The following is a 21,377-nucleotide window of genomic DNA, read 5'->3' on the forward strand; positions in this document are numbered from 1 at the left end:
GCAAATCTAGCCAGGCCTTTTAGTCCTCGCCCCAGCCGCGTCGAGCTATAACGCTTCTGTCGATTTAGGTATTGACCCGGCTCCCTAAAAGGGCCTATAATGGCCGAGCATACTGCCCTGCCCAGGACGCAGTTCGAAAGGAGTTTCGGTAAGACGAGGACCCGAGAATGACAACCACTCTTAAAGCCCCCAGTGGGGCAGACGCAGCCATCAAGACGGCCGTACCCCTTGCCATCATCGTTGCGGCGGCATTCGCCATTGGCATAGAGCCGACGAGCTGGATGTGCATCGTGATGGCGGCGGCTGCTTCGAGCCTGGAAACGGTGGTCACCCATTTCACGCTTGCCCCGCGGCGTGAAGACTATTCCAAACGCAAGGCGATGGGGTCGTACTACAACCACTTGGCGTCTATCAGTGCGCTCTCCGCAGCCCTCGCGGTTGGCATTGTTTACGCGGTGTGGCCATGAACGTTGGGCAAGAGAGCCCCGTTCAGGCTCCGGTTTCGCCTGGCCCTGTTCCGTTGGTCGCAGCGCTGAGTTCAACGCGCGCAAGGCTGCACTAGTCCTCTTCTGTCGTCTCTTAAAGCCCTTCTGGCTCTTGCCCGGAGGGCTTTTTGCCGTTGGGCAGCCGTCGACCCGAATAGGACTGAGACGCCATCGCCAAAGAAAAGGCCTTCCAATGCAGTTGCATTGGAAGGCCTCGAAGGAGGGGGAACCGGGTTAGAGTTGCCTCGCAGCTGCCAAGTCGAAGTCGTCTGGCATCGCGAAGTCCGCTGGTGCGTCGTAGTCATGCGCCTCTTCGAGCTTGCGGCGCCTCTGACGTTCTACATTGCTCTGAGCCAGTTGGGCGGCGTGGTTCACGGGCACTCCTGTTGCCGCCACCACTCCGCTGGGAGTTGCGGGGTGTGCGTCAGCCATCTGCTCGACCGATTTCGACCTCTTCTGGCGTCGTTCGCATTCTTTCTCTTCGACTTCGTTGGGATGAAGCGCGTCGAGAATCCCCTGGGCGAAGATGGCGAAGAGGATGGGGGTGGCGATGAGCGCGAGTATCTTCCAATCCATGTGAGCTCCAAAAATGTTGTTGACCTATACCGGATGTAGCGACCACCCCTTCCCAGGGTGTCGGTCGTTATATGGCACTTGCGACGGAGGGTGCTGCCGCTATGGGCAGACCTAAATACGGAGTGCTATAGGGGTGAAGTGCTGCTACGGGCGGCCTCGATTATAACACTGCCGACGTACATTTTCAACGCCTAAACAGATGAGACAGAGTTGCAAGGTGCTGGGTTTGATGACCACGCCTCAAGCGGAGCTTCTGAAGACGCTCTATGAACTGGAGCAGCAATTGCGAGATGGGCGCTACTGGCGGCCCCGGGACCTGGGGGCGTTCCGCTCAAGTCACCACGCCATGACCCTGCGTAAGCTGGTCGAGCAAGGCCTGGTTGAGCGACAGGGCGAAAGCGGGAACTTCGGCTATCGCATCGCCCAGGCGGGCCGCTCTGCGTGGAACCTGGTGCAGGCCACGAGTAAGTTGCCTTCCGTGGCGTTCATCGGCGGCGCAGCCGTCCAGAGCCGCGTGATGGACCTGGCCAGATTGGCGGCCTGAGCCAACTCACCGCACAGGAGCCTGGCACCCCAGGCTTTTTCGCCGTCTGGGCGCCGTCGGACAATGAAAAACGCCTGCTGTGATGCAGGCGTTTGGAAGAATGGGTCAGAAGCCGGCGAAGCCTCGGTATTCGTCCGAGTCCATACCGCGACCTGCACGCGAAGAGGTTCCCTGTCCGTGGAGAACGGCGAGGTCTAGCTTCTCGGTCTCAGCGCCTTCGTCGTCACCATCGAGGGAGAACTCCCGTTCGTTCTCGGCCTTTGCGCGGTCTGCGAAAAGCTGGTTCTCTTTCTTGGGGATGCGTTTTGCCATGATTTGCTCCTATGAGGCAGGTTGTCCTAGCTCCTATAGCGAGTCGGACAAACTGCCTAAAACGGAGCGAAATCAGCGGCTGGGTGCGGCTTCCCTGCCCGCGCGTCGGGTGCGGACTCGGTCGAGCAACTCGCCTGTCGAGGCTTCCTGCATATGGCCGAGAAAATCCGCAATCTCCGCGACGTCCGTCCCCATGTCCTTCAACTCCCGTGCCTTCGTCGCTCGGATGAGCCCAGTGCCAAAGTGGCGAACGCCCTCGCTGCCCTGCGCGGCCAGCGTCACGCGCTTCAGTTGACGCCAAAGCGTCGCATGGTCCATGCACCGTCCAGTCGCATCGGCAACGAACAGGAAGTCAGTCGGTACGGCGGGCCGGACGGCGAGCCACTCCGTCATCAGCGCCGATGCCTTCGCACTGAGGACAAACTCACGCTCTTTGGCCTTGTGGCCGGCGTTGAGCCACCGCGGTGGCGTGCCCCTGAGATTCTCGAGCCTGAGCTCGACGAGTTCGCTGTTCTTGAGGGCAGTTTCACAGAGGAGCATCACTATGGCGGCCAACCGCACGCTCTTCCATCCCGAGCAGCTCGCGCGCGCCTCCTCGGTCATCCTGTCGGCCCAGGACCTGCCCAGCATCTCGTGCTCGGGCCTGAAGTCCGGCATGAACAGCTTTTCCACTTCCTTGCATTCGTTGCGCAGCGGAAGTCCGCTCTTCTGAAGCGTGTCGTAGGTCCACCGGACCAGGCCGTAAACACGCTTGCGGACGGAGTAGTCCCCTGCCCCTTCGAGGGCGCCGACGAGTTGCGCGGCCGACTCAGCGCCGGGGATTGCGGGCCCCGCCGGCGCGGCGGGCGAGGCAAGGCGTGTCGTGTAGCCGTTCCACATTGACCGATATACGGCCAGGCTGCTCTGGCGGAGCCGTTTTCGAGAGACTTTCAATGCCCATTCAAAGAGGTCCATAAAATGCAATTAACGCAATTCCAGCGGGACCACTAGTTTACAGCCACTAAGAATTTAGTGTGCTAGTTGCGTTAATTGCATTTAGACGAAAAAGAGCTGCGACGGTCAGAAAAAGGCCGCAGGCATAGACCGGAAGAGGCAGGCCGAGGAGGTTGGCCGCGTCCTGAAAGCAATCTCCCATGGGTGCAAAAACGCTCGGCAGCAGCTCGGCGGTCCAAAGGCTGTCGACCCAGGTGGCTAGGCCTGGGCCGCACGCCGCGTCCTCCGTGGGGGCGGCAACCATCTTGAAGATGTGCCACGTGGCGAGGGTGAACCCGCCTAGTGAAGCTGCGAATCCAAGCCAGGTGAGTGGCGTCGTGAATCGCTTCTGCAAGGCCATTTGGGCAGCGCCGACCAAGGCAGTCGCAACGAGCGCCAGGCGCTGGAGTACGCACAAGGGGCAGGGAGCCATGCTAAACCCATATTGCAGCACGAGGGCGAGCGCCAAGGCACCGAGGGAGACGGCAAGGACGCCGAGCGGGAATCGATTGGTTCGGAGGAATCGCATGGTTTGAATAGCTCGCGACGCTTAAACACCGCAGCGCCACTAAGCCCGGCTCGAGCCGGGCTTTATGGGAGGTTGCGGGTCAGATGGGCTGGAGAACCGCCTTTTTCGGCAGCTGGGCCCCCTTGCGAGCCCGGTGCAGAACGTGGCGGGTCCAATCGTCCCCCTTCAGCTTGATATCAACCATTTTTCCGTTCGCCAGGCCCTTGCCCTCGAAAGGAGCGTCAGCCGTATGCAGGAGCGCGGAGAGCTTGTCGTTGCCCAGCACCATGAGGATGACACCCATTCCACCGGCGGGCAGCGTCTTGACTTCGGCCAGCGGGAAGGCGAGCATCCGCCCGTCCGTTGAACCGCAGACCACGAACCCTGTGTCGTCTTGCGGAATTGCGACTGGTGGCATCGGCGCCTCCCCGTCGGCGAGTTTCAGGAACACCTTGCCGGCCTTCTGGCGCGAGGCGAGGCTCTTGAGCGGTGCAACGTAGCCATTGCCAAGCGCACCAGCGAAGATGAAGCGGTCGTCGTCGGCACCAGCCAGCATCGTGACAACCCGTGCGCCGGCCTGCAGGTCAATGGAGGCCGAGAGAGGGGCACCCTCGCCGCGGCCGTTCGGAACGCCTCCTGCCGGCAGGCTGTAGGCGCGGCCGTTCGAGTCGAGCAAGTAAAGCGTCGAAACCGTGCGGGTCTTGACCATCGCGAGAACCGAATCGCCCTGCTTGAGCACATAGGCCTCCGGCGGCACGTCGTGCCCCTTGTAGGCCTTGAGCCAGAGGTTGCGGGACAGAACGACCGTGATTTCCTCATCCGGCAGGTTCACCGTCGAGGAAACGCCTGCCTCTGCGCGTGCAGCGGGCTGCAGCAGGGTCCGGCGGTCGTCGCCGTACTTCGCAGCGTCGGCCTTGATTTCAGAGATGACCATGCGGCGCATTGCCGGGTCGGACGCCAACAGCGCCTCGAGCCGCGTGCGTTCCTTGCGGAGCTCGTCCAGCTCGCTCTCCAGCTTGAAACCTTCCAGCTTGTTGAGCTGCCGCAAGCGCATCTCCAGGATGTCCGTGGTCTGGATGTCACTCAGGCCAAGCTCCGCCTTCAGTTGAGCCGCCGGGTCGTCCGCTTCTCGGATGATTTTGATGACACGGTCCAGACTCACGAAGACCACCATGCGGCCCTCGAGGATGTGAATACGCTTGTTCGCTCCGTCCAGTTGGAACTGCGTGCGCCGGCGCACGGTGGTCATCCGGAACTCGGCCCACTCCTTCAGGAGTGCATCGATACCCTTCGTCTGAGGCCGGTTGTCGATGCCGATGACGGTCATGTTCACGGTCACCGACGCCTCGAGGCTGGTGTTGGCCAGGAGGAAGGCCATCATCTGTTCCTGGTCGACCTTCGAGTTCTTCGGCTCAATCACCAGGCGTACGGGTGCCAGCTTGCCCGACTCGTCGCGAACCGTGTCCAGGAAGTCAAGCGCGACCTGTTTCAGGTTGGCCTGGCGCTGGTCGATGGTCTTTTTGCCGGCCTTGGGTTGCGGGTTGGTAAGGGTCTCGATTTCCTCCATGATTGTCTTCACCGAGACCTGGTAGGGGAGCTGCGAGACGATGACCTGCCACTGCCCACGTGCCAGGTCCTCTCGACTCCACACGGCACGGCAACGCAGGCTTCCGCGACCGGAGGTGTATGCGGCCTCGATGTCTGCGGCGGAACTGATGACTTGCGCCCCGTCCGGAAAGTCCGGGCCCGGGATGAGCTTCAGAATCTCCGAGACTGTGACGTCCGGATTCTCGATGACCGCCACTGCTGCGTTGGCGACCTCTCGCAGATTGTGCGGGAGGATGTCGTTGGCCAGGCCAACCGCAACGCCCTTGGACCCGTTCAGCAAAGTGAATGGGAGGCGGGCAGGTGTTGGCGCCGATGGAATATTGACCAGCTGTGCCGGTTGAATTTTGACCAGGGGCTAAGGCTGCCTCCGCAGGAGGTCAGCTGTGGATAACTATAGAGACGTTCCTGGTTTCTCGCTCCCTTCATTCAAGGGTTGACTGGCTGAAGTCTTGCGCTCCTGCTCCCTGGACTTGATGCGGCCCTTGGCCTCCTTGGAGCTGTGGCGGAAGCGGTAGGACTCGTTTCCGGTCTCGATGATGTGGCAGTGGTGCGTCAACCGATCGAGCAGCGCGGTGGTCATCTTGGCGTCCCCGAACACGCTGGACCATTCCGCGAAGGTCAGGTTGGTCGTGATCATCACGCTGGTGTGCTCGTAGAGCTTGGACAGCAGGTGGAACAGCAAGGCACCACCGGACTGGCTGAACGGCAAGTAGCCCAGTTCGTCCAGAACCACCAGGTCCATGCGCACCAAACTCATGGCAATGCGGCCTGCGCGACCTTGGGCTTTCTCCTGCTCCAGCGCGTTGACCAGATCCACCGTGGAGTAGAACCGCACCCGCTTGGCGTGCCGGCTCAACCCGGCAATGCCCAGTGCGGTGGCCAGGTGCGTCTTGCCCGTGCCAGGCCCACCGATCAGCACAGCGTTCTGCGCATCGTCGGTGAAGGACAGGTCTGAGAGTTTCTGGATCAGCGCCTTGTCCACCTGCGACACCTCGAAGTTGAACCCGGCCAAGTCGCGGTGCATGGGGAAGCGGGCCGACTTCATCTGGTGCGCAATCGAGCGCATCGCCCGGTCCGCATCTTCGGCTTGCAGCAGATGCTCCACCAGCCAGCGTGAGGCATCCAGCGTCGAGTCCCCACCTTGCTCGACCAGATCCGCCCAGGCCACGGCCATGCCGTTCAACCTCAATGCCTTGAGCTGCGCGTGAACATCCCGTGTCGTATCACGCATGACGCACCTCCTGATCATCCAGGTGGGTGGGACGCAGCCGGTCGTACCGCGCTGTGTCGGCCTTGGGCGCCAAGGTCAATTGCAGCGCGGTCTCGGCCTGCATTGGGGTCACCGGGTTGTTCAACCGCGCCAGCACATTGCGAACGTGCTCCACGCTGATGCTGCCGCTGGGGGCCATGCCTTCGAGCACCAGCTCTACAGCCACCAGCACCGCCTCCAAACCCGCCTGCGGAACCACCGCCAGCACCTGCGCCATGACCCGGTCACCTCCGGCGTGGCGCAACAAAGACTGCCGCAGCCGCAGCAGCGCAGGCGGCAGATCCAGGAAGGGTGTTCCATTGCGAAGCGCACCCGGCTTGCGCTGCACCAGGTCGATGTAGTGCTGCCAGTCAAAGACGGTCTGTCCACTGCCCGAGAGCCGGGCGTGGCTGGCCACCACCGCATCCATGGCAGCCACCTCCACCCGCTCCGGATACACCCGGGTGCTCACGATGTGACCCGCCCATTCACACGGCACCGAGTAACGGTTGCGGGCGGCCACCACCAGGCAGGTGCTGCTTACCCGGGCCAGGCGCTCCACATAACCATCAAAGAGCGTCGGCATGGACATGAGGTGGCCCCTCTCCAACTCCAGCATCTCACCCACGGTGAACTGTCGATGGATCGGGTGCGACGTGTCGGCCCACACCGAGCGGCAACGCTCTGCCAGCCAGGCATTGAGTTCGATGAATGAGCCGAAGCGCCGGGTGCTCGCCTCGATCCAGATACGCCGGCGGCTGTCCTGCACGTTCTTCTCCACCACCCCTTTCTCCCAACCCGAGGCCACGTTGCAGAAGTCCGGGTCGAACAGGTAGTGGCTGCACATGGCCGCAAAGCGCGCGTTGACGATGCGCCCCTTGCCCCGCTTGACCTTGTCCACCGCGGTCTTCATGTTGTCGTAGATGCCCCGCCGCGCCACCCCGCCAAGCGCCTGGAACGAGCGCGTGTGCGCGTCAAACAGCATCTCGTGCCCCTGGCTGGGATACGCCACCAGCCAGAACGCTCGGCTGGCACACAGCTTCAAATGCGCGACCTGCACGTTGTAGAACACGCCGCCCACCACCATCGCCTCATCGCTCCAGTCAAACTGGAACGCCTCGCCCAACTCAAAGCTCAAGGGCACGAACGCCTTGGCCGGACTGCTGTCAGAGCGCGTGCGCCACGCCCGGATGAAGTCCGTGACCGCGCTGTAGCCACCGCGGTAACCCTGCGCCTGGATCTGGGAGAACAGTGCCCTTGCAGAACGCCGGCTTTGCTTGGGCCGGTGCGCATCGGCCGCCAGCGCCTGGTGCAGCGTGCCCTCGAACGCCGTGAGCTTGCGCTCAACGACGCGTCGCTCGTACTTCGGAGGCTCATGGCCGGGGCCTTGAGCCATTTCTTGACCGTGTTTCGGGCCAAGCCGGTTCGCTTGGAAATCTCGCTCAGGGAGAGTTGGTCGCGCAGCTTCATGCGCCTGACCTTGCCAATCATGTCCATGGTGATCACCTAATTTCCCTGCTGAAAGTTTCAGCAGGTCAGTGGAACACCCTGGTCAATTTTCAGTAGGCACTTCGACCTCTAGATGGTCAGTTTTCGGTCGGCGTCAACAAATCAGGGCCCTGGCGAGCGTCCGTGAAGCGCACCTCGAGCCCTGGAAGCAAGACCGCCTTAGTCTTGAGCAGTTCGCGCAGAACCTTGACTGGCAGCTCGGCCGATGTGAAGTACTTCGGATTGGGCTTCAGCGTGATTGTCGTGCCCGTCCCCTCTTCCTTCCCGACCATATAGAGTGGCTTCACCACGTCGCCGTCGGCAAAAGAAATCTCGTGGCGCTTTCCGTCACGAACCACTGAGGCGGTCAGGGACTCACAAAGTGCGTTGGTGACCGAGACGCCCACGCCGTGGAGACCGCCGGCGTAGCTGTATGCGCCCCCGGAGGTCTTGTCGAACTTGCCGCCAGAGTACAGGACGGTGAAGATGGCCTGGACGACCGGAATCTTCTTCTCCGGGTGCAGACCGACAGGGATGCCGCGACCGTTGTCCGCCACGCGCACGAAGCCCTCCGGCAGCAGTTCAACACTCACCGTCTTCGCGTAGCCAGCGATGGCCTCGTCGATTGCGTTGTCGATGCACTCCTGCACGATGTGCAAGGGGTCTTCGGTGCGGGTGAACTGGCTTGGACGAAGCTTGACCGGCTCGAGGCCCTCTAAAATTTTTATTGCGGATTCGTTGTACTGACGTTGCGTCATAGGCGATGTGGGCGCGAGATTGGATTTACATTATAGCATGCGGCCCTAAAATCGTTATGAGGCGCTGCCGCGTATAAACCGAAATCCCTATAGGTTGCTTCGCACGGCACGTTCGGCCACCTTACTCCAGGCCGGCGATTCCCCTCGTCTATCGAGCGCCTCTGTTCGACCTACGAGGCGAATGGCCCTTCGGGCCATCGGGCCGCCACTTTGCTGGCGCCCTGCCCTGCCGTCCCGCGTTGCCTAAACGCAGGAGTTACATCTGTTTTAGAAGGCAATCATGAAGTCAATCAAACTGACGTTTCACGTCGGAATGCTCGCTCTCGCGCTCGTTCTATGTCTCGCCAACGCGCCAGTGCACAGCACATTTGTCGCAACTGAGGTGTTCCCGACCGCCCTGGTCGAAGTAAGGGCTCAGGAGGCTAAGCGCGTGGCCGCGGTGGCTGCGGAGCAGCAAGTGCTCGTAGACCACCTGGCGTCGAAGTACAAGAAGCCTGAAGGGCTCGTAAAGCGCATCGTCTCCAGTGCCTACTCCGAGGCGGTCAAAGTCGGCATGTCCCCGCTGCTGATTCTGGCCATCGCCATGAAGGAGTCGAGCCTCGACCCGGCGGCAAGAAGCGGATACGGCGCCGTGGGCCTGATGCAAGTCGTGCCTCGCTTCCACATGGAAAAGATGCGCTCCAAGCAAGACCCTGAGGTCCTCTTGCGCTCGCCGGAGGTCAATATCCGCGTCGGAACCACCATCCTGGCGGAATACCACGCGCAGCAACGCGGGTCGCTCACGTCGACCCTGGCAAAGTACTCAGGCAAGGCCCGCGGCTATGCAGAACGTGTTTTCCACTTCCGCAAGGAGCTGGAGACCGTGAAGAACCGCAAGCCTCTGCTCGACGCCTAGCCCGCGCTCATTCATCCGCTCGGCCCGACTCACGTCCGGCCGAGCTTCTTTTTGTGGTCGGCGCTAAAGCAGGTTGCCGGATGGCAGTTCCCTACACTGTGTCTCAACAGGCCACATCAAATCAACGAATATATGACTGAAACGACTTCACCCGCAGTGGCTGCGAAGCCCCACCCAATGCAGCAGTTTCACGACATGCTGTCGCGCATTCTCGACGAAGGCGTCCTGCGGCCAAACCGCACGGGCATCGACACGCTGTTCGTGCCCAGCGTCACATTGAAATTCGACATGGCGGATGGCTTCCCCGCAATTACCACCAAGAAGCTCGCGTGGAAAACTGCGAAGGGCGAACTGTTTGGTTTCTTCCGAGGTTTTACGAGCGCTGCTCAATTCAGGGAGCTCGGATGCAAAGTGTGGGACGGCAATGCCAATATCACGCCATCGTGGCTAGCAAACAAGCACAGAACTGGCGAAGACGATATTGGGCGTTCATACCCAAAACAATGGACCGATTGCCGGGATTGGCGGGAGGTCAATTCGCAAAAGGAATGCGACGAGCTGATAGCGCTTGGCTACGAGGTTCGTGCCCATGACGCCGCTCGCAACGTCTGGGTGATGCGTCGGGGAATCAACCAGTTGGAGGTGGCGCTCAAAGCCATCATGACCAATCCGACGGACCGCCGCATAATAATAAATGGCTGGCGACCGGACGAGCATGACCAGACATCAATTCCCGTCTGCCACGTTCTTTATCAATTCTTGGTCGACACGGAAAGCAACACGCTGCACATGTGCTTTTTTCAGCGAAGTTTTGACACCGCATTGGCCTTTAATTTAGTAATTGGCGCACTGCTTCTGGAAATCATGGCGCGGCTCTCTGGACGTAAAGCGGGGACCATGACCCAATTTATCGGTGACGCCCACATTTATGTGCCGCATATTCCGGGCGTCAAGGAGCTGCTGTCCCGCGAACACTTTCCCCAGCCAACCTTGGACTTGGGCAATATCCCGAGGCTGAACTCAGTCGATGAAATTCCTGGCGTGTTTGCGCGCTTGGACCCCGAGGATGTCAAGTTGGTCGGCTATCAGTGCCATCCTGCAATCAAGCTCGATATGGCCGCGTAAGCCACCATCCCTGCCGTCATTCACGCAAAAGCCCCTCCACGAGGGGCTTTTTTCTTTCCGGGCCGTCCAAAGGTAAGCCCATCTGCTCGGCCACCGTGCCCTAGCTCACAAGGACATGGCGTCCTGCCGAACTTGGCCCAAAAGGCCCAGAAGCAGTTGCTGCGTCGCGTCCGAGATGGCGCCGGCGCCGAAAATCTGCGTCAGGTCACCATGCAGGATGGAGGCGTCGTCAGTGCGCTCCGCATCAACATCTGCCTTCGCCTCTTCCGTGATGAGCGCCGCGAACTTACTGGTGCTCGGCAGGGCCGCAACTGCCGCGTTGGCGTCAGAAGGGGCAACCTGCAGACCGGTGAGGTCAAAGAGGTCAGTCCCGTGCTTGAGTTCGATGCCGGTGAGTTCGGCGCCATTTCCCGTGCCCGGCGACCACAGCCACACCTTCGGCACGTGATGTGCCAGGTCGACGGAGAGGGGTTCGATGTTCCCCGGGTTGTGCCAAGTGGTGGCGCCAGCAATCACGCTGGGCTTCGTGTCGTGCATATGGCCGTTCACGACCATCATGACGCCGTCAACAGGGTCGATTGGCAGCGAGCCTGGGTAGGCGCCATCGAAGGCCAAGTCGTGGTGCGTGATGAGCACAGCGGTGCCCTCCCCTTCCGGAACACTCCGTGGAATGGCCGAGCCGTAAGGTGCCGCAAAGAGCCGCACAGGTTGGCCCGCGACATCGAATGTGCCGACAAGTCCGGCCGTTTCCAGCACGTGCACGGCGCCGGCCTGCGCCAGCAAGTACAGCGCATCGCTCTCGGTCAACGAGGTTTCTTCCTTGTCGTGGTTGCCTTCCAGCGTGAGCGGCGGCACCGGGAAGCGCTTCAAGACGGTCATCAGGCGGTTGAGCATGCGCAGGTTGTTGTCATCGCTGCGATGCAGCAGGTCGCCCAGGATGACCGGCAGCAGGCCATAGTCGTCACAGATTTCGGCGCATTCCTCGAGTTTCGCGAGGACGGATGCCAGATAGTCATCCTTGCGGCGCCCAGGTCGCTTGGAGGTAACATGAGGGTCACCTATGAACAGGATGCCGTTGAAGCTGCGTTGCTCAGTGGGCGTGATGTGCATGGTCTGTTCCTGTGTGGGTGGCCAGGTGCGAATCGCACAGCGGGCAGACACCCAGGGCTTGTTTTAGGCTTTCGAACTCGTCGCGAGCGGTGGTTTCTTCGGCGGTCGCCTTAGCAACTTCGGCCACAGCAGCAGCCAACCGGCTTTCGGTCTCCGAGATGGTCTCGATGGCGCGGTGCATGCCGCTGAAGTCCTTGAGCGTCGGCAGCGCAGGCAGCTCGGGCAGCGACTCCATGGCGGCAAGCTTCGCGATGCTGCCTGTGAGCCGCACGCCCAGTGCCGCGATAGAGGCGGTGTCCGTCAAAACGGGTAGCTCCGGGAGCGTAGGAACCTGAATCTTCTCGAGCAGGTATTGGCCACGTTCGATGGTGTCCAAAAGCGTCTTTGCCCTCGACATGTCAGCAAGGTCGGGCAGGTCTGCCATTTCCGGCACCTTGAGGGTGTTCACCAGGAATTGGCTACGCTCGATGGCGTCGGCCAGGGCCTTGCGCTTGGCCGTGTCAACAAGCGTCGGGAGCTCGGGGAGACCGTCAAGAGCCGACAATTCCTGCTGAGCGATAGACAGCTTCGAGGCGGCCTCTTCGATGCGGCCAAGAAGGGAGGAAATGCGCTCGCGCTTCGCAAGGTAGTCGGCCAGCTCGTTGGCCGTCGCAGACAGCGCATCCAGCTTCTCGACCAGGCCGGGCACCGGCGTCATCCGGTCCAGGTTGAACGTGAGCCGGGTGAGCTCGAGCTCGCCACGCTTGACGGTCTCGCCGTCCGAGGTCCGGATGCCCTCATAGAGGCGCATCAGCGCCTTGTGGTGGCCGGATTCACGACCGAGCGAAAGGATTTGAGCGCGCCGGGAAGCCGTCTCGTTGAGGAGGAAGACCGGGTTCTTCTGGCTACCGATTTGAATGTCCAGGTCGTCCGGCTTCGTAACCCGAAGAACTTCCGTCACCCACTCAGGCGCAGTGTTCCGGGCCTTGGGGCGACCCTCGTGGAGAAGTTCGGTGCCCTGGTACAGGCGGTACATGACGGCGGGAGAGCGCTTGGTAGAGCGCACCCACTCGATGCGTTGCCCCTTTTCCAGGTGCAGGATGACACGCGCCTCATCACAGCCATGGCGCACCATCGAATCGTCCGACTCGCCATAGGCCACTGCCTTCAGCGAGCTTGTGATGGCGGTGGACTTGCCGAGGTTGTTCCCGCCGACCAGAGCGGTAGCGCCCGGGAAGCACGGGATGGTCGTGTGCACGTGCGCGCGAAAGTTGAAAAGCTCGATGGCCCGGATTCCCGGGACCTCATCGTTCTCCCATTGGTGCTTGACGATGCTGTTCACATCGGCAGCCGGATTGCCATCGGCACCGCGAACGAGCCGGACAACGTTCACCAGGCCGGAATACGACTCCGGCTTGTCGAAATGGGAGACGAAAAAGGTCTGCACCTTTGCGGATTCAGCAACCTGGGCTAGGACTCGGATGAACGCCGGAATGCGCTCCGGCTGAATCCAGCAGTCTGGTTCATCCAAGACCATCAGGCCGCGGTTCTTGGTGCGGGTGAGCGCCGCAAAGCGGAGGCCGGCGCTGACGACATTGGTGACCGCGCCGCCATTCCCATCAAGGATGTCTTCCAGATGGCCGTTCTTCTCCAGGGCCACGTCGAGCCAGGTCGTGTTGTCCCGGTACTTCGGCAGCAGACGGATGCTGCCCTCGTCAGGCATGACATCTTGAAGGATTGCGGTGAGCAGCCGGTCGAACGTTCCCACGCTGCGCTCGTGAGCCTTCGTTTGAAGCGCCTCGAAGACGCGCTTGACCTCGTCCCCCAGACCTTGACGGGCCTTCGCCGCGGCGACCGACTCAAGCAATTCAGCCTTGCGAGCAGCTTGTGCGGTCAGCACGCCGTTGAGTTGAGCGGCGCGCAGGCTGGTACCCTGGACCCGTTGGCGGAGTTCTGGCGCGTTCAATGTCATCGAGGGCACCCTTAATCAGCGCGTCGTGGCAGTCAGGCGTTCAATGTCAGCAAGTCGCTGGTCGATTTCGTCCAGAGCCTGGACGGTGGCAATGATTTTCTTGTCGTTCTCTTCCACGCCGTTTGCGTAGAGTTCGCGAAGCTTCCCGACGTCGTCCGTGCCGAGCAGCTGCTTCGCCTCCGTGCGGGCGCGCTCCAGATTCGCCGCCTCGGCGTCGCGACGTTCCTCGACGCGCGCTCGGCGCTGCTGGAGGGCGGCGTGGCGCTTCTTCTGGGCTTCAAAGATTTCGAGAGAGGTTTGTGCGGTCATCAGTGAAAAGTGGTCTTTGTTTTGCAGGAGGCGAAGGCAACGGCTGGTCAGGTCGCGAAGCGAGAGAAGCTCATCTCTTGGCGGACGGTAGCCATTTGCGAGCGCATCAGCTCAAGCCGCATCTTTCCCATGTCGTATCGGACCCGGGTGATATCGGAGTACTCGCGCGCTTGAACCATCAGGTCCAGGTGCTGCTCGTAGCGCTCATCGGCAAGCGCCGATTGCTCGGCTGACGAAACGGACACCGACTTCGCTCGCTCGCCGGCGGCACCGCTCCGCAACCCGTTGTTCATGTACTCGCGGGTCAGCTTGGCCAGTAGTGTTTTTCTGGTCTCTTCGAGCGACGAAGCGGAGGAATTGGCCTTCGCCCAGTCCTCGCCGAGTTCTCGAACCGTCTCGACGAGGGTGTCGGGGTCGAACCGCTTGAGGACGGCGTGCAGTTCCTGGTTCTGGCTGTTGTTCATTTTAGGTTTCTGAAGGAGAGACGTGATTATAGCTAAATCGTAACTAGGCGTCAATGCGTTTTAGAGACGGCGTGGCCAAGATGACGGTGGAGTTCCACGCGCAGCGTGGCGATGTCCGGCTTCTTCCGCGACCAGAACCGAACCGTCCGGAGGCCGCAGCGAGCGACGAGGGAGTCACGGGTCCGGTCTTTTGAGAAGTCGTGCATCCGGTCGTCTAGCTCCACGACCAGCAAAGGCTGAAAGTGTTTTGGGTCGCAGACCACGAAGTCGATGATTTTAGAGGCGTAGCTTTCGCGCACCGCCCAGTAGTCCGGGTGCTCCGGGGTGAGCGTAGTGGCCATCACAGCGCCCATGGACACCTGGGGAAGAACCTGGAACTCCGAGCCAAGCGCACGCTGCAGTTTTCGGAAGAAATCGACTTCGTTCCCCGTCAGAAGCGGCCGGCGGGTAAAGCCATGGCGCCCCACACGAAGTTCGCGAGTGGCCAGGTGTCGGCGGTAGCCGACCGCGACCAACGCGCCGAGGGCCAACGCGAGCAAGATTCCGACAAAAACGCCAAAGTGCATAAAACGTGTTCTCTACTTAAAGTCTTTCTCTCGAGTTAGACTTCATCAAAATACAAAGAAAAGAAGAACTTAGTATTTGATAGAGCCTTACGCGGGACCAACGGCCCTCACGGGAGAGGCTGGCTTTCTTGGAGTTCTGCGCGAGAATGGCGTGCATTTTAGCACGTATGGCTAAAACTCGGAAGCCATACCGTTGCTGGCTGAAACAGGTCTGCCGGTTCGCGCTGCGCTATACGGCGTAGACCAATTTCCACTCAAGGACACCCATGGACATCGAAGAACGAAGGTTTCCACCTTCCACCGTGCTGAAGCTCATCCGCTCCGGCATGAGCCCAGTGCTCGCCCGCGTCCTAGCGTCGCGGGGCATTACCGACACCGCTGAGGTGTCGACCGGCCTAAGCGCGCTCATCCCCTACTCCCAACTCCTGGGTGCCGAAGCATTGGCCAAAGTGCTTGCTGACGCAATCGTGGAGAAGAAGCGTTTGCTCATCGTCGCCGACTATGACGCGGACGGGGCCACCGCGTGCTCGGTGGGCGTTCGCGCACTGCGGGCGTTCGGCGCAAACGTCGGCTTCATCATCCCGAACCGAATCGAGCACGGGTACGGCCTCACGCCTGCCATCGCCCGGATTGCCTGTTCGGCTGAACCAAAGCCTGACTACCTGGTGACGGTGGACAATGGCATCGCATCCCACGCGGGCATCGAGGAAGCCAATCGCCTCGGCGTTCCAGTGCTGGTCACCGACCACCATCTGCCGGGCGAGACCCATCCGGATGCCCTGTGCATCGTGAATCCGAACCAGCACGGCTGCCCTTTCCCCTCCAAGGCCCTCGCGGGCTGCGGGGTGATGTGGTACGTAATGTGGGCGCTGCAGGACGAACTCCTCGAGCGCGGTATCGTTTCGGCGGACCCGGAATTCTCGGTCGACTCGCTGCTCCCCATCGTCGCCATCGGAACGGTGGCGGACGTGGTGGCGCTGGACACGAACAATCGCATTCTGGTGAACGAAGGGCTGCTTCGCGTTCGCGCCGGCCACTCGTTCCCCGGCGTTGATTTCCTGGCAAAAGTCTCCGGCAAGGACCCGCGCATGCTGGCTACCAGTGACATCGCTTTCGGCATCGGCCCGCGTATCAACGCGGCCGGGCGCCTGGAGTCGATGGACGCCGGCGTCGAATGCTTGACCACAGATTCTGTGGCACGAGCCCAGGCGCTGGCGGAGGAGCTGCACGGAATCAACGACCGCCGCAAGGCAATCGAAGGGGACATGACGGACGAAGCCGTTCGCCGCCTTCTCACGGACGTCCGCGCGGACCGCTATACGGCCGTCCTGCACGCCGAGGACTGGCATCAAGGCGTCATCGGAATCGTCGCTGGCCGACTCAAGGAACGTATCTGGCGCCCCACGTTCATCCTCGCCTCAGGCAAGGACGGTGAGCTCAAGGGGTCCGGCCGTTCAATCCCCGGCTTCCACCTGCGCGACGCGCTCGACCTGGTCGACCGTCGGCATCCGGGCCTCCTCCCGAAGTTCGGGGGGCACGCGATGGCAGCTGGCGTGACAGTACGCGCCGGCGGCCTGGCTGAGTTTGCAGAGGCCTTCGAAAAGGTTGCGCGAGAAATGTTGACCGCCGCTGACCTCCAGCAAACCCTGCTGGTGGATGGTGCGCTCGAGGCGAACGAGATGAGCCTCGAAACGGTCGCGATTCTCAAGGAGCAAGTATGGGGCCAGGCATTCCCGGAACCCACCTTCTACGACGCGTTCCAGGTCCTCGACGCTCGCTCCATCGGTGGCGGCAAGCACATGAGCATGTTGCTCCAAAAGGACGGCCGAAAGTTTCGCGCTGTGAAATTTCGCCATACTGACGCGCCGCCGCAAAAGGGCTCGGAGCTCAAGCTGGCATACAAGCTCGATGCCAACAGCTTCAACGACGAAACCAACGTCCAGCTGCTGGTTGAGACCTTCGGTTAACCGTCATTCTTCTTCTGCCACGTTCCCAATCTTGGGCCGGCGGCTACCGAGGCTCCTCCCTTCTGGGACGGGGCCTCTTTTTTTAGGAACGCCGCCGGAGCCTGGCTGGGCACAACTTCCGCCGCTATTTTGTCGACGAAATTCAACATGCGCGCTGAACCTCTATAGGCTCAATCATGCGTTTAGCTGGTATCCTCTCCACCGAATTTCACCAAGCGCACGAAGGACACGAGGCTCAGGCATCCATGAAGAAGACCCGCATCATCGTCACCGCAAATCAGAAAGGTGGCGCCGGTAAGACCACGGTCGCGATGTGCCTGGCTGACGCCCTCAGCCGTAAAGGACTTTACGTCGTTACGGTTGACGCAGACCCGCAAGCGACTGCCTTCAAGTGGGAGTCACGTCCCTCCTCGTCCTTCCCTCGATTCCCTGTTCGCGTAGAGAAGCGGTCGGGCTTCAGCCCGCTGGAGTTCCTGCAAGCCCTGAATCAGCTCAACGAGGAGCAGAAGCGGGCGACCGGTGAAGATTTCGACTTCATCGTCATCGACACGCCACCAAACCTGGCAAGTAGCGACCTTGAGGCGGCCCTGTTTGTAGCAGACCAGGTCGTTGTTCCCGCAAAGCCGAATGGCATGTTCGTCGACGCGCTTGAGGAGCTCTTCCCTTTGTTTGCAGAAATCAACGAGCTGCGGGCCACTCACGGTCGTCCGAGACTGGATGTGCGCTTGCTGGTGAACTTCATGCAGGCCCATCGGCGGACCAACGTAAGCCTCGTTACGGTTTTACGGGAGAGCGTGGCGAAGTGGAGCAAGCTGCGTCAAGTGCGGGCTAAAGTGCTAGCGACGCAGCTCAAGCAGTTGAGCGCGTTTGAGAACGCCCCAAATTACCGGACAAGCTTGTACCGCATCCCTGGTTCCAGGGCCGCGCGTGAAGAAGTCGACCAACTCCTCGAGGAGCTCCTCTGATGGCTAAAGCTCTCCCCGACCTGGCCAAGGAATCGTTCGGGCTTGCCGCGGCGGCCGCATCTACTCCGCGCCGGAAGTATTCCAACGGCCTGGCGCAACTCGACCAAGCGCTTCGCCGCGGCCTGGGCGCGGTCGCGGCTGGTTCTGGCGGGTATGCCGAGTTCATCGAAGGGGTTCGGTACCCTGTTGGCGCCCGTGTCGCGATGCCGCTCTCCCTGGTGGTGGAGCATCCCGAAAACCCCCGTGTCTACTTTGACGCTGCGGAGCAGGCAGAACTGGAGGCGTCGCTGTCCGCCATCGGCCAGCAGGAAGCGGCCAAAGTCTTCTACGACGAGAAGCAGCAACGGTTCGTCCTGAAGGCCGGCCACCGCCGCTGTCGCGGGCTCGCGAACCTCGGTCATCCGACAATCCTGGTTGAAGTCGTTGAGCACAAAGCGGGGCTGCAGTTCTTCAGGGAGGCCCGGGACATGAATGCCCAGGCCAAGGGTCAGCACCACTTGGACGATGCCGTGAGGTTCCCGGAGCAGATGAAGGCCCACCGCATGGACGGCAAGTCGTTCGCAAAGGCGATGGGGCTGAGCGAATCGGAGGTGTCCAAGCGGGTCAAGATTGGGACGCTCCCCCGGGAAATCCTCGACGAGCTCGCATCGACGGTGGGGGCGTTTGGTGTGGACGCGTGCTACTGGTTGGCGGTCATTGCCGACCGCTACGAGGATAAGGGCCTCGACCTCGTGCGAAAGCTGGTCCCGCAAATCCGCGCGCGAAGGGTGTCGAACCGGCGGCTGCAGGAAATCGCAAAAGGTTCTCAGGCTGGTGACATGCCGGCCGAGCAAAGCAAGCGGCAGTCGCCGGAACGACGCTGCGAACTCAAGGGTGCGGGCAACGGAGTGCTGAAGGCGTTTCCGAATCGCCTCGAATTCAGCCTGGTAGACGTGGAGCCGTCGATGCGCGACCAACTCTTTGACCGACTGGAAAAGCTCTTCAAGGCAGAAGGCCTGCTTGGCGGGGCCGGGAGCAAGCCAACTGCCGCAGGCACCCGCGCACCGGCTTCACAGTCGACCTCCCGCGGGCCAAAGGCCTCGCAAGGGACGAGGGGCGGCAAGGCGCCGCAGGCTCCGCGCCGGAAAGCTAGCGCTAAGTAGCGCCCTCCCCTGCTCCAGACATCGGGATTTTGTCGCCAAAATCGCGGTATTCAGGGGTAGGCTGCAGGGCCGTAAATCCGCTTACGGCCTTTACACAATCCGGTGCGGCCCTCGGTCGGTCAGGTGCCCACGCCGATTTTGTCGACGAAATCAGGCCGTCCTGAACTCGACCAGGCCCCGTTGGGCACCCCAATGCAGCAGGTCATCCGAGTCCAGAGCCTTCCAGCCCTTGTCCCGGATGTACCAGCGCAGGAAGGTGTCCCGCAAAAACATTGGAAGTTTCGCCTCCGAGCTGACGTCCTTGCGGCGGAATTCGCGCCAGGCCCGTTGCAGGGGCGTCTTAAGGTCTTCAAGAACGTCACGCTCGAAACACTCGTACTCTGCTCGACGCATCTGAGCAGTACTCTCATTCAGCAACGCCTCTGCGTCGTTCAAAAGTGACTCTTCGTGCCTCTTGCGGAGCACCGCCAGGTTGTTCTTAGTCGTCGTGTCGGCCGTCTGCAAGGGCTTGCCGATGGCTTTGACCTCGACGTCCAGGACGTCCTCCCTTGAGGGCGGCTGGGCCACAATGACTTTCCGCAAATAGTTTGCCGGGTTGGCGATGGGTTCGCTCAGTTTGCGGCGTTCCATGGCTTCAAGGCCGGCCCCCATGCGTGGCCCGTACTTTTCGTAGATTCCCTCAGCTTCGTGTTGCGAGATACCCAGGTGGATGGCTCGTGCAATGAGGGTGAGGTCCTCCGTCGGCATCTCGAGTCCGTCCTTAGTCCCGAGCTTTGCTGACCTTCCTTGTCGCTTCGGCTGGACGATGAAGCGGATGAATTCAACTCGGCGGCCGAGGCGTTGCTCATGGATGGCAATGGTGAACGGAATCTGCGGCACGTTCGGGTCATTCACGTCCCGGAGCGCCGGCTTGAGAACGTCCCTCATGAATGTCTTGTACTCGAGCCCCTCCACTTGCCTGTCGGCGTTTCCGGTGAGCGGCACGACCCACTGGCGCCAGGGGAGCGCTTGGCTCTGGAATCCCTTGCCGTCGTTGAAGTACCGTTGCCCCAGTTCGTACAGGACGTGTGCTGCGTGAGTCGACATCTTTGGCCCGACGTCTAGAGCCACTTTTGCGTAGAACTCCGGCCGCAGCATCTTCTGTCTGAGGTCGGGGTCGAAGTCGTAGAGCAGAACCGGTACCTCTCCCACCCGCTTTTGAATCGTTGCGTGCGAGATAAGGGTGGCCGCCGACCACTTGTATTCCGGGCCAGAAAGCTTTGCCGATGCGTCCCCCCACTCGACGGTGGTGGTCATGAGCATCCGTAGGACCTCCGCCAGGTATGCGTTATTGACCTGCTCAAGCCTCGTGTTCTGCACGAACTGCGACAGCGGCATCTGGAAGCGTTCCCCGGGCGCGGGCAATGGGCTTGCCTGGGCATGCCTCAGGAGAACGTTGTGGAATCGCCGAGCCTGCAGCGTCAGCTTACCTTCCTTGGGCGTTACAAGAATCGCTTCTACTGGCTTACGTAGGTATCCGCCGTCGGGAGCGACGGTCTTGATGAACCGGTCGAGTTCCTTCCCTTCGGCTGCACTCCCTTTTCCAGCTGTATCGCTCGAACCCTTCTTAGCACGTCGTCTCGCGGGCCGCGGAGGTTCGCCATCCCCTGCCAGCAGGCTAGCCTGCAGCGGCCATACAGCTTGCGGTGAGGATGGGAGGGTGGTCATTGGCGTCGATTATGCCTTAACGGTGAGTTTTAAGGCTTTGCGTTCGCGTCTTCAGATGGACCGAGACATGACTGCTGTTTGACTTCTTCTGTTGAAGACTCCTGTTGAGCCGTTGAATTGTTTACTGTTGAAATTGCTGTGAGGAATCAACGTGTTAGCGTCAATCGGGTGAGCGCTTTTACGCTGATTGGGAGGCGTTTTCGGGCTCAGGGCTGTGGATATGCGGAGGGTGTCGGGGTTCGGTGAGCCCTTGTCCGCCTTGTGGTGTGTTGATTTGTTGGTCAGGTGAGCGTTTGTCGGCCGCCTGTGGATAACAAATCCACTCACCTTTAGGAGCCGTCGAACCCGCGCTCGGGAGCCAAAAACCGATACGAAAGATGCTGAACGAAGGCCAGGGTATCAGCAACGAGCGCTAGCTTACGGATGGTGCCAACCTCGACGGAGCCGAGCTTTGAGAGCTAAGCTGTTGTCAGGTGGGAGAGTTGGCGACCAGACCACCGAACGCAGGCCGGCAAAGGTGAGCTAATTTTTGGGAGACGGCGTAAACGTGCCGTTTTCGCGTGTCCTTCGTCAGTTTTTTGGTATTTCGCACGCAAGCGACAAAAGTGCTGGCAGAATCCGCTCGTCAACGCGACTGCGCATTTGTGGCGGTCACTAACAATCTAAGAGGATGCTT

At 61.0% G+C, this 21,377-nt stretch carries 20 protein-coding genes and 1 pseudogene; 7 read left to right on the plus strand and 14 right to left on the minus strand.

The genetic code is table 11. The features are described from left to right. Positions 1 to 167 precede the first annotated feature (167 nt). The gene (locus tag E5P2_RS32050) at positions 168 to 467 is read left to right on the plus strand and encodes a hypothetical protein (protein ID WP_068673627.1); all 300 of its coding nucleotides are present in this window, start codon (positions 168 to 170) and stop codon (positions 465 to 467) included. 252 nt (positions 468 to 719) lie between these two features. Here E5P2_RS32050 and E5P2_RS32055 read toward each other — a convergent pair whose 3' ends face one another. Next, entirely contained in the window at positions 720 to 1,061 is a 342-nt protein-coding gene (locus E5P2_RS32055) for a hypothetical protein (RefSeq protein WP_068673625.1), read from the minus strand. A 229-nt stretch (positions 1,062 to 1,290) separates the two neighbouring features. On the opposite strand from E5P2_RS32055, the gene E5P2_RS32060 reads away from it, so the two are divergent. Continuing rightward, positions 1,291 to 1,605: a hypothetical protein gene (locus E5P2_RS32060; protein ID WP_068673623.1), complete on the plus strand. Its 315-nt coding sequence runs from the start codon at positions 1,291 to 1,293 to the stop codon at positions 1,603 to 1,605. Positions 1,606 to 1,710: 105 nt separating this feature from the next. Here the strand turns inward: E5P2_RS32060 and E5P2_RS32065 are convergent, their stop codons facing one another. From E5P2_RS32065 to E5P2_RS32095, 7 genes and pseudogenes are all read right to left on the minus strand, one after another. Beyond that, positions 1,711 to 1,917 carry a hypothetical protein gene (locus tag E5P2_RS32065; RefSeq protein ID WP_068673621.1) on the minus strand — a complete coding sequence of 69 codons (207 nt, stop codon included), beginning with the start codon at positions 1,915 to 1,917 and terminating at the stop codon, positions 1,711 to 1,713. Positions 1,918 to 1,989: 72 nt separating this feature from the next. Further along, on the minus strand, positions 1,990 to 2,871 hold the full coding sequence (locus E5P2_RS32070) for a tyrosine-type recombinase/integrase (protein ID WP_068673619.1): 882 nt from the start codon (positions 2,869 to 2,871) through the stop codon (positions 1,990 to 1,992). A 46-nt stretch (positions 2,872 to 2,917) separates the two neighbouring features. Continuing rightward, positions 2,918 to 3,418, minus strand: coding sequence for a disulfide bond formation protein B (locus tag E5P2_RS38430; RefSeq protein ID WP_068673617.1), 501 nt, complete (start codon positions 3,416 to 3,418; stop codon positions 2,918 to 2,920). A 79-nt stretch (positions 3,419 to 3,497) separates the two neighbouring features. Continuing rightward, positions 3,498 to 5,357, minus strand: a complete 1,860-nt coding sequence (locus E5P2_RS32080; protein ID WP_332106070.1) for a DNA gyrase subunit A — start codon at positions 5,355 to 5,357, stop codon at positions 3,498 to 3,500. Between the two features lie 39 nt (positions 5,358 to 5,396). Next, positions 5,397 to 6,236, minus strand: a complete 840-nt coding sequence (gene istB, locus E5P2_RS32085; protein ID WP_162570835.1) for an IS21-like element helper ATPase IstB — start codon at positions 6,234 to 6,236, stop codon at positions 5,397 to 5,399. Then, positions 6,229 to 7,751: pseudogene (istA, locus tag E5P2_RS32090) on the minus strand (IS21 family transposase). The gene istB and the pseudogene istA overlap by 8 nt, the downstream one beginning before the upstream one ends. 89 nt (positions 7,752 to 7,840) lie before the next feature. Continuing rightward, on the minus strand, positions 7,841 to 8,500 hold the full coding sequence (locus E5P2_RS32095) for an ATP-binding protein (RefSeq protein ID WP_162571143.1): 660 nt from the start codon (positions 8,498 to 8,500) through the stop codon (positions 7,841 to 7,843). 280 nt (positions 8,501 to 8,780) lie between these two features. Here E5P2_RS32095 and E5P2_RS32100 point away from each other — a divergent pair, with 280 nt between their 5' ends. Continuing rightward, positions 8,781 to 9,395, plus strand: coding sequence for a transglycosylase SLT domain-containing protein (locus E5P2_RS32100; protein ID WP_068673611.1), 615 nt, complete (start codon positions 8,781 to 8,783; stop codon positions 9,393 to 9,395). Positions 9,396 to 9,527: 132 nt separating this feature from the next. Next, on the plus strand, positions 9,528 to 10,520 hold the full coding sequence (gene thyA / locus E5P2_RS32105) for a thymidylate synthase (protein ID WP_232076886.1): 993 nt from the start codon (positions 9,528 to 9,530) through the stop codon (positions 10,518 to 10,520). Positions 10,521 to 10,625: 105 nt separating this feature from the next. On the opposite strand, the gene E5P2_RS32110 is transcribed toward thyA, so the two are convergent. Genes E5P2_RS32110 through E5P2_RS32130 form a run of 5 tightly spaced genes read right to left on the minus strand, consistent with a single transcriptional unit; the run spans position 10,626 to position 14,920 of the window. Next, positions 10,626 to 11,630 (minus strand): metallophosphoesterase family protein, encoded by a 1,005-nt coding sequence (locus tag E5P2_RS32110; RefSeq protein ID WP_068673607.1) that lies wholly within the window; start codon positions 11,628 to 11,630, stop codon positions 10,626 to 10,628. Then, the gene (locus E5P2_RS32115; RefSeq protein WP_102906931.1) at positions 11,611 to 13,581 is read right to left on the minus strand and encodes a hypothetical protein; all 1,971 of its coding nucleotides are present in this window, start codon (positions 13,579 to 13,581) and stop codon (positions 11,611 to 11,613) included. The genes E5P2_RS32110 and E5P2_RS32115 overlap by 20 nt, the downstream gene beginning before the upstream one ends. A 15-nt stretch (positions 13,582 to 13,596) precedes the next feature. Then, the gene (locus E5P2_RS32120; RefSeq protein WP_068673603.1) at positions 13,597 to 13,890 is read right to left on the minus strand and encodes a hypothetical protein; all 294 of its coding nucleotides are present in this window, start codon (positions 13,888 to 13,890) and stop codon (positions 13,597 to 13,599) included. 47 nt (positions 13,891 to 13,937) lie between these two features. Continuing rightward, positions 13,938 to 14,354 (minus strand): hypothetical protein, encoded by a 417-nt coding sequence (locus tag E5P2_RS32125; protein WP_068673601.1) that lies wholly within the window; start codon positions 14,352 to 14,354, stop codon positions 13,938 to 13,940. 50 nt (positions 14,355 to 14,404) lie between these two features. Next, positions 14,405 to 14,920, minus strand: coding sequence for a DUF2726 domain-containing protein (locus tag E5P2_RS32130; protein ID WP_068673599.1), 516 nt, complete (start codon positions 14,918 to 14,920; stop codon positions 14,405 to 14,407). Between the two features lie 266 nt (positions 14,921 to 15,186). On the opposite strand from E5P2_RS32130, the gene recJ reads away from it, so the two are divergent. The 3 genes from recJ (at position 15,187) to E5P2_RS32145 (ending at position 18,994) form a co-directional block, all read left to right on the plus strand. Continuing rightward, positions 15,187 to 16,887, plus strand: a complete 1,701-nt coding sequence (gene recJ / locus E5P2_RS32135) for a single-stranded-DNA-specific exonuclease RecJ (protein WP_068673597.1) — start codon at positions 15,187 to 15,189, stop codon at positions 16,885 to 16,887. Positions 16,888 to 17,132: 245 nt separating this feature from the next. Then, complete coding sequence (locus tag E5P2_RS32140) at positions 17,133 to 17,852, plus strand: ParA family protein (protein WP_068673595.1); 720 nt, start codon at positions 17,133 to 17,135, stop codon at positions 17,850 to 17,852. Next, positions 17,852 to 18,994 carry a ParB/RepB/Spo0J family partition protein gene (locus E5P2_RS32145; protein ID WP_068673593.1) on the plus strand — a complete coding sequence of 381 codons (1,143 nt, stop codon included), beginning with the start codon at positions 17,852 to 17,854 and terminating at the stop codon, positions 18,992 to 18,994. The genes E5P2_RS32140 and E5P2_RS32145 overlap by 1 nt, the downstream gene beginning before the upstream one ends. Positions 18,995 to 19,144: 150 nt before the next feature. On the opposite strand, the gene E5P2_RS32150 is transcribed toward E5P2_RS32145, so the two are convergent. After that, positions 19,145 to 20,701 carry a RepB family plasmid replication initiator protein gene (locus E5P2_RS32150; protein WP_083944123.1) on the minus strand — a complete coding sequence of 519 codons (1,557 nt, stop codon included), beginning with the start codon at positions 20,699 to 20,701 and terminating at the stop codon, positions 19,145 to 19,147. Positions 20,702 to 21,377 lie beyond the last annotated feature (676 nt).

The organism is Variovorax sp. SRS16 (assembly GCF_901827165.1).
Lineage (GTDB): Bacteria > Pseudomonadota > Gammaproteobacteria > Burkholderiales > Burkholderiaceae_C > Variovorax.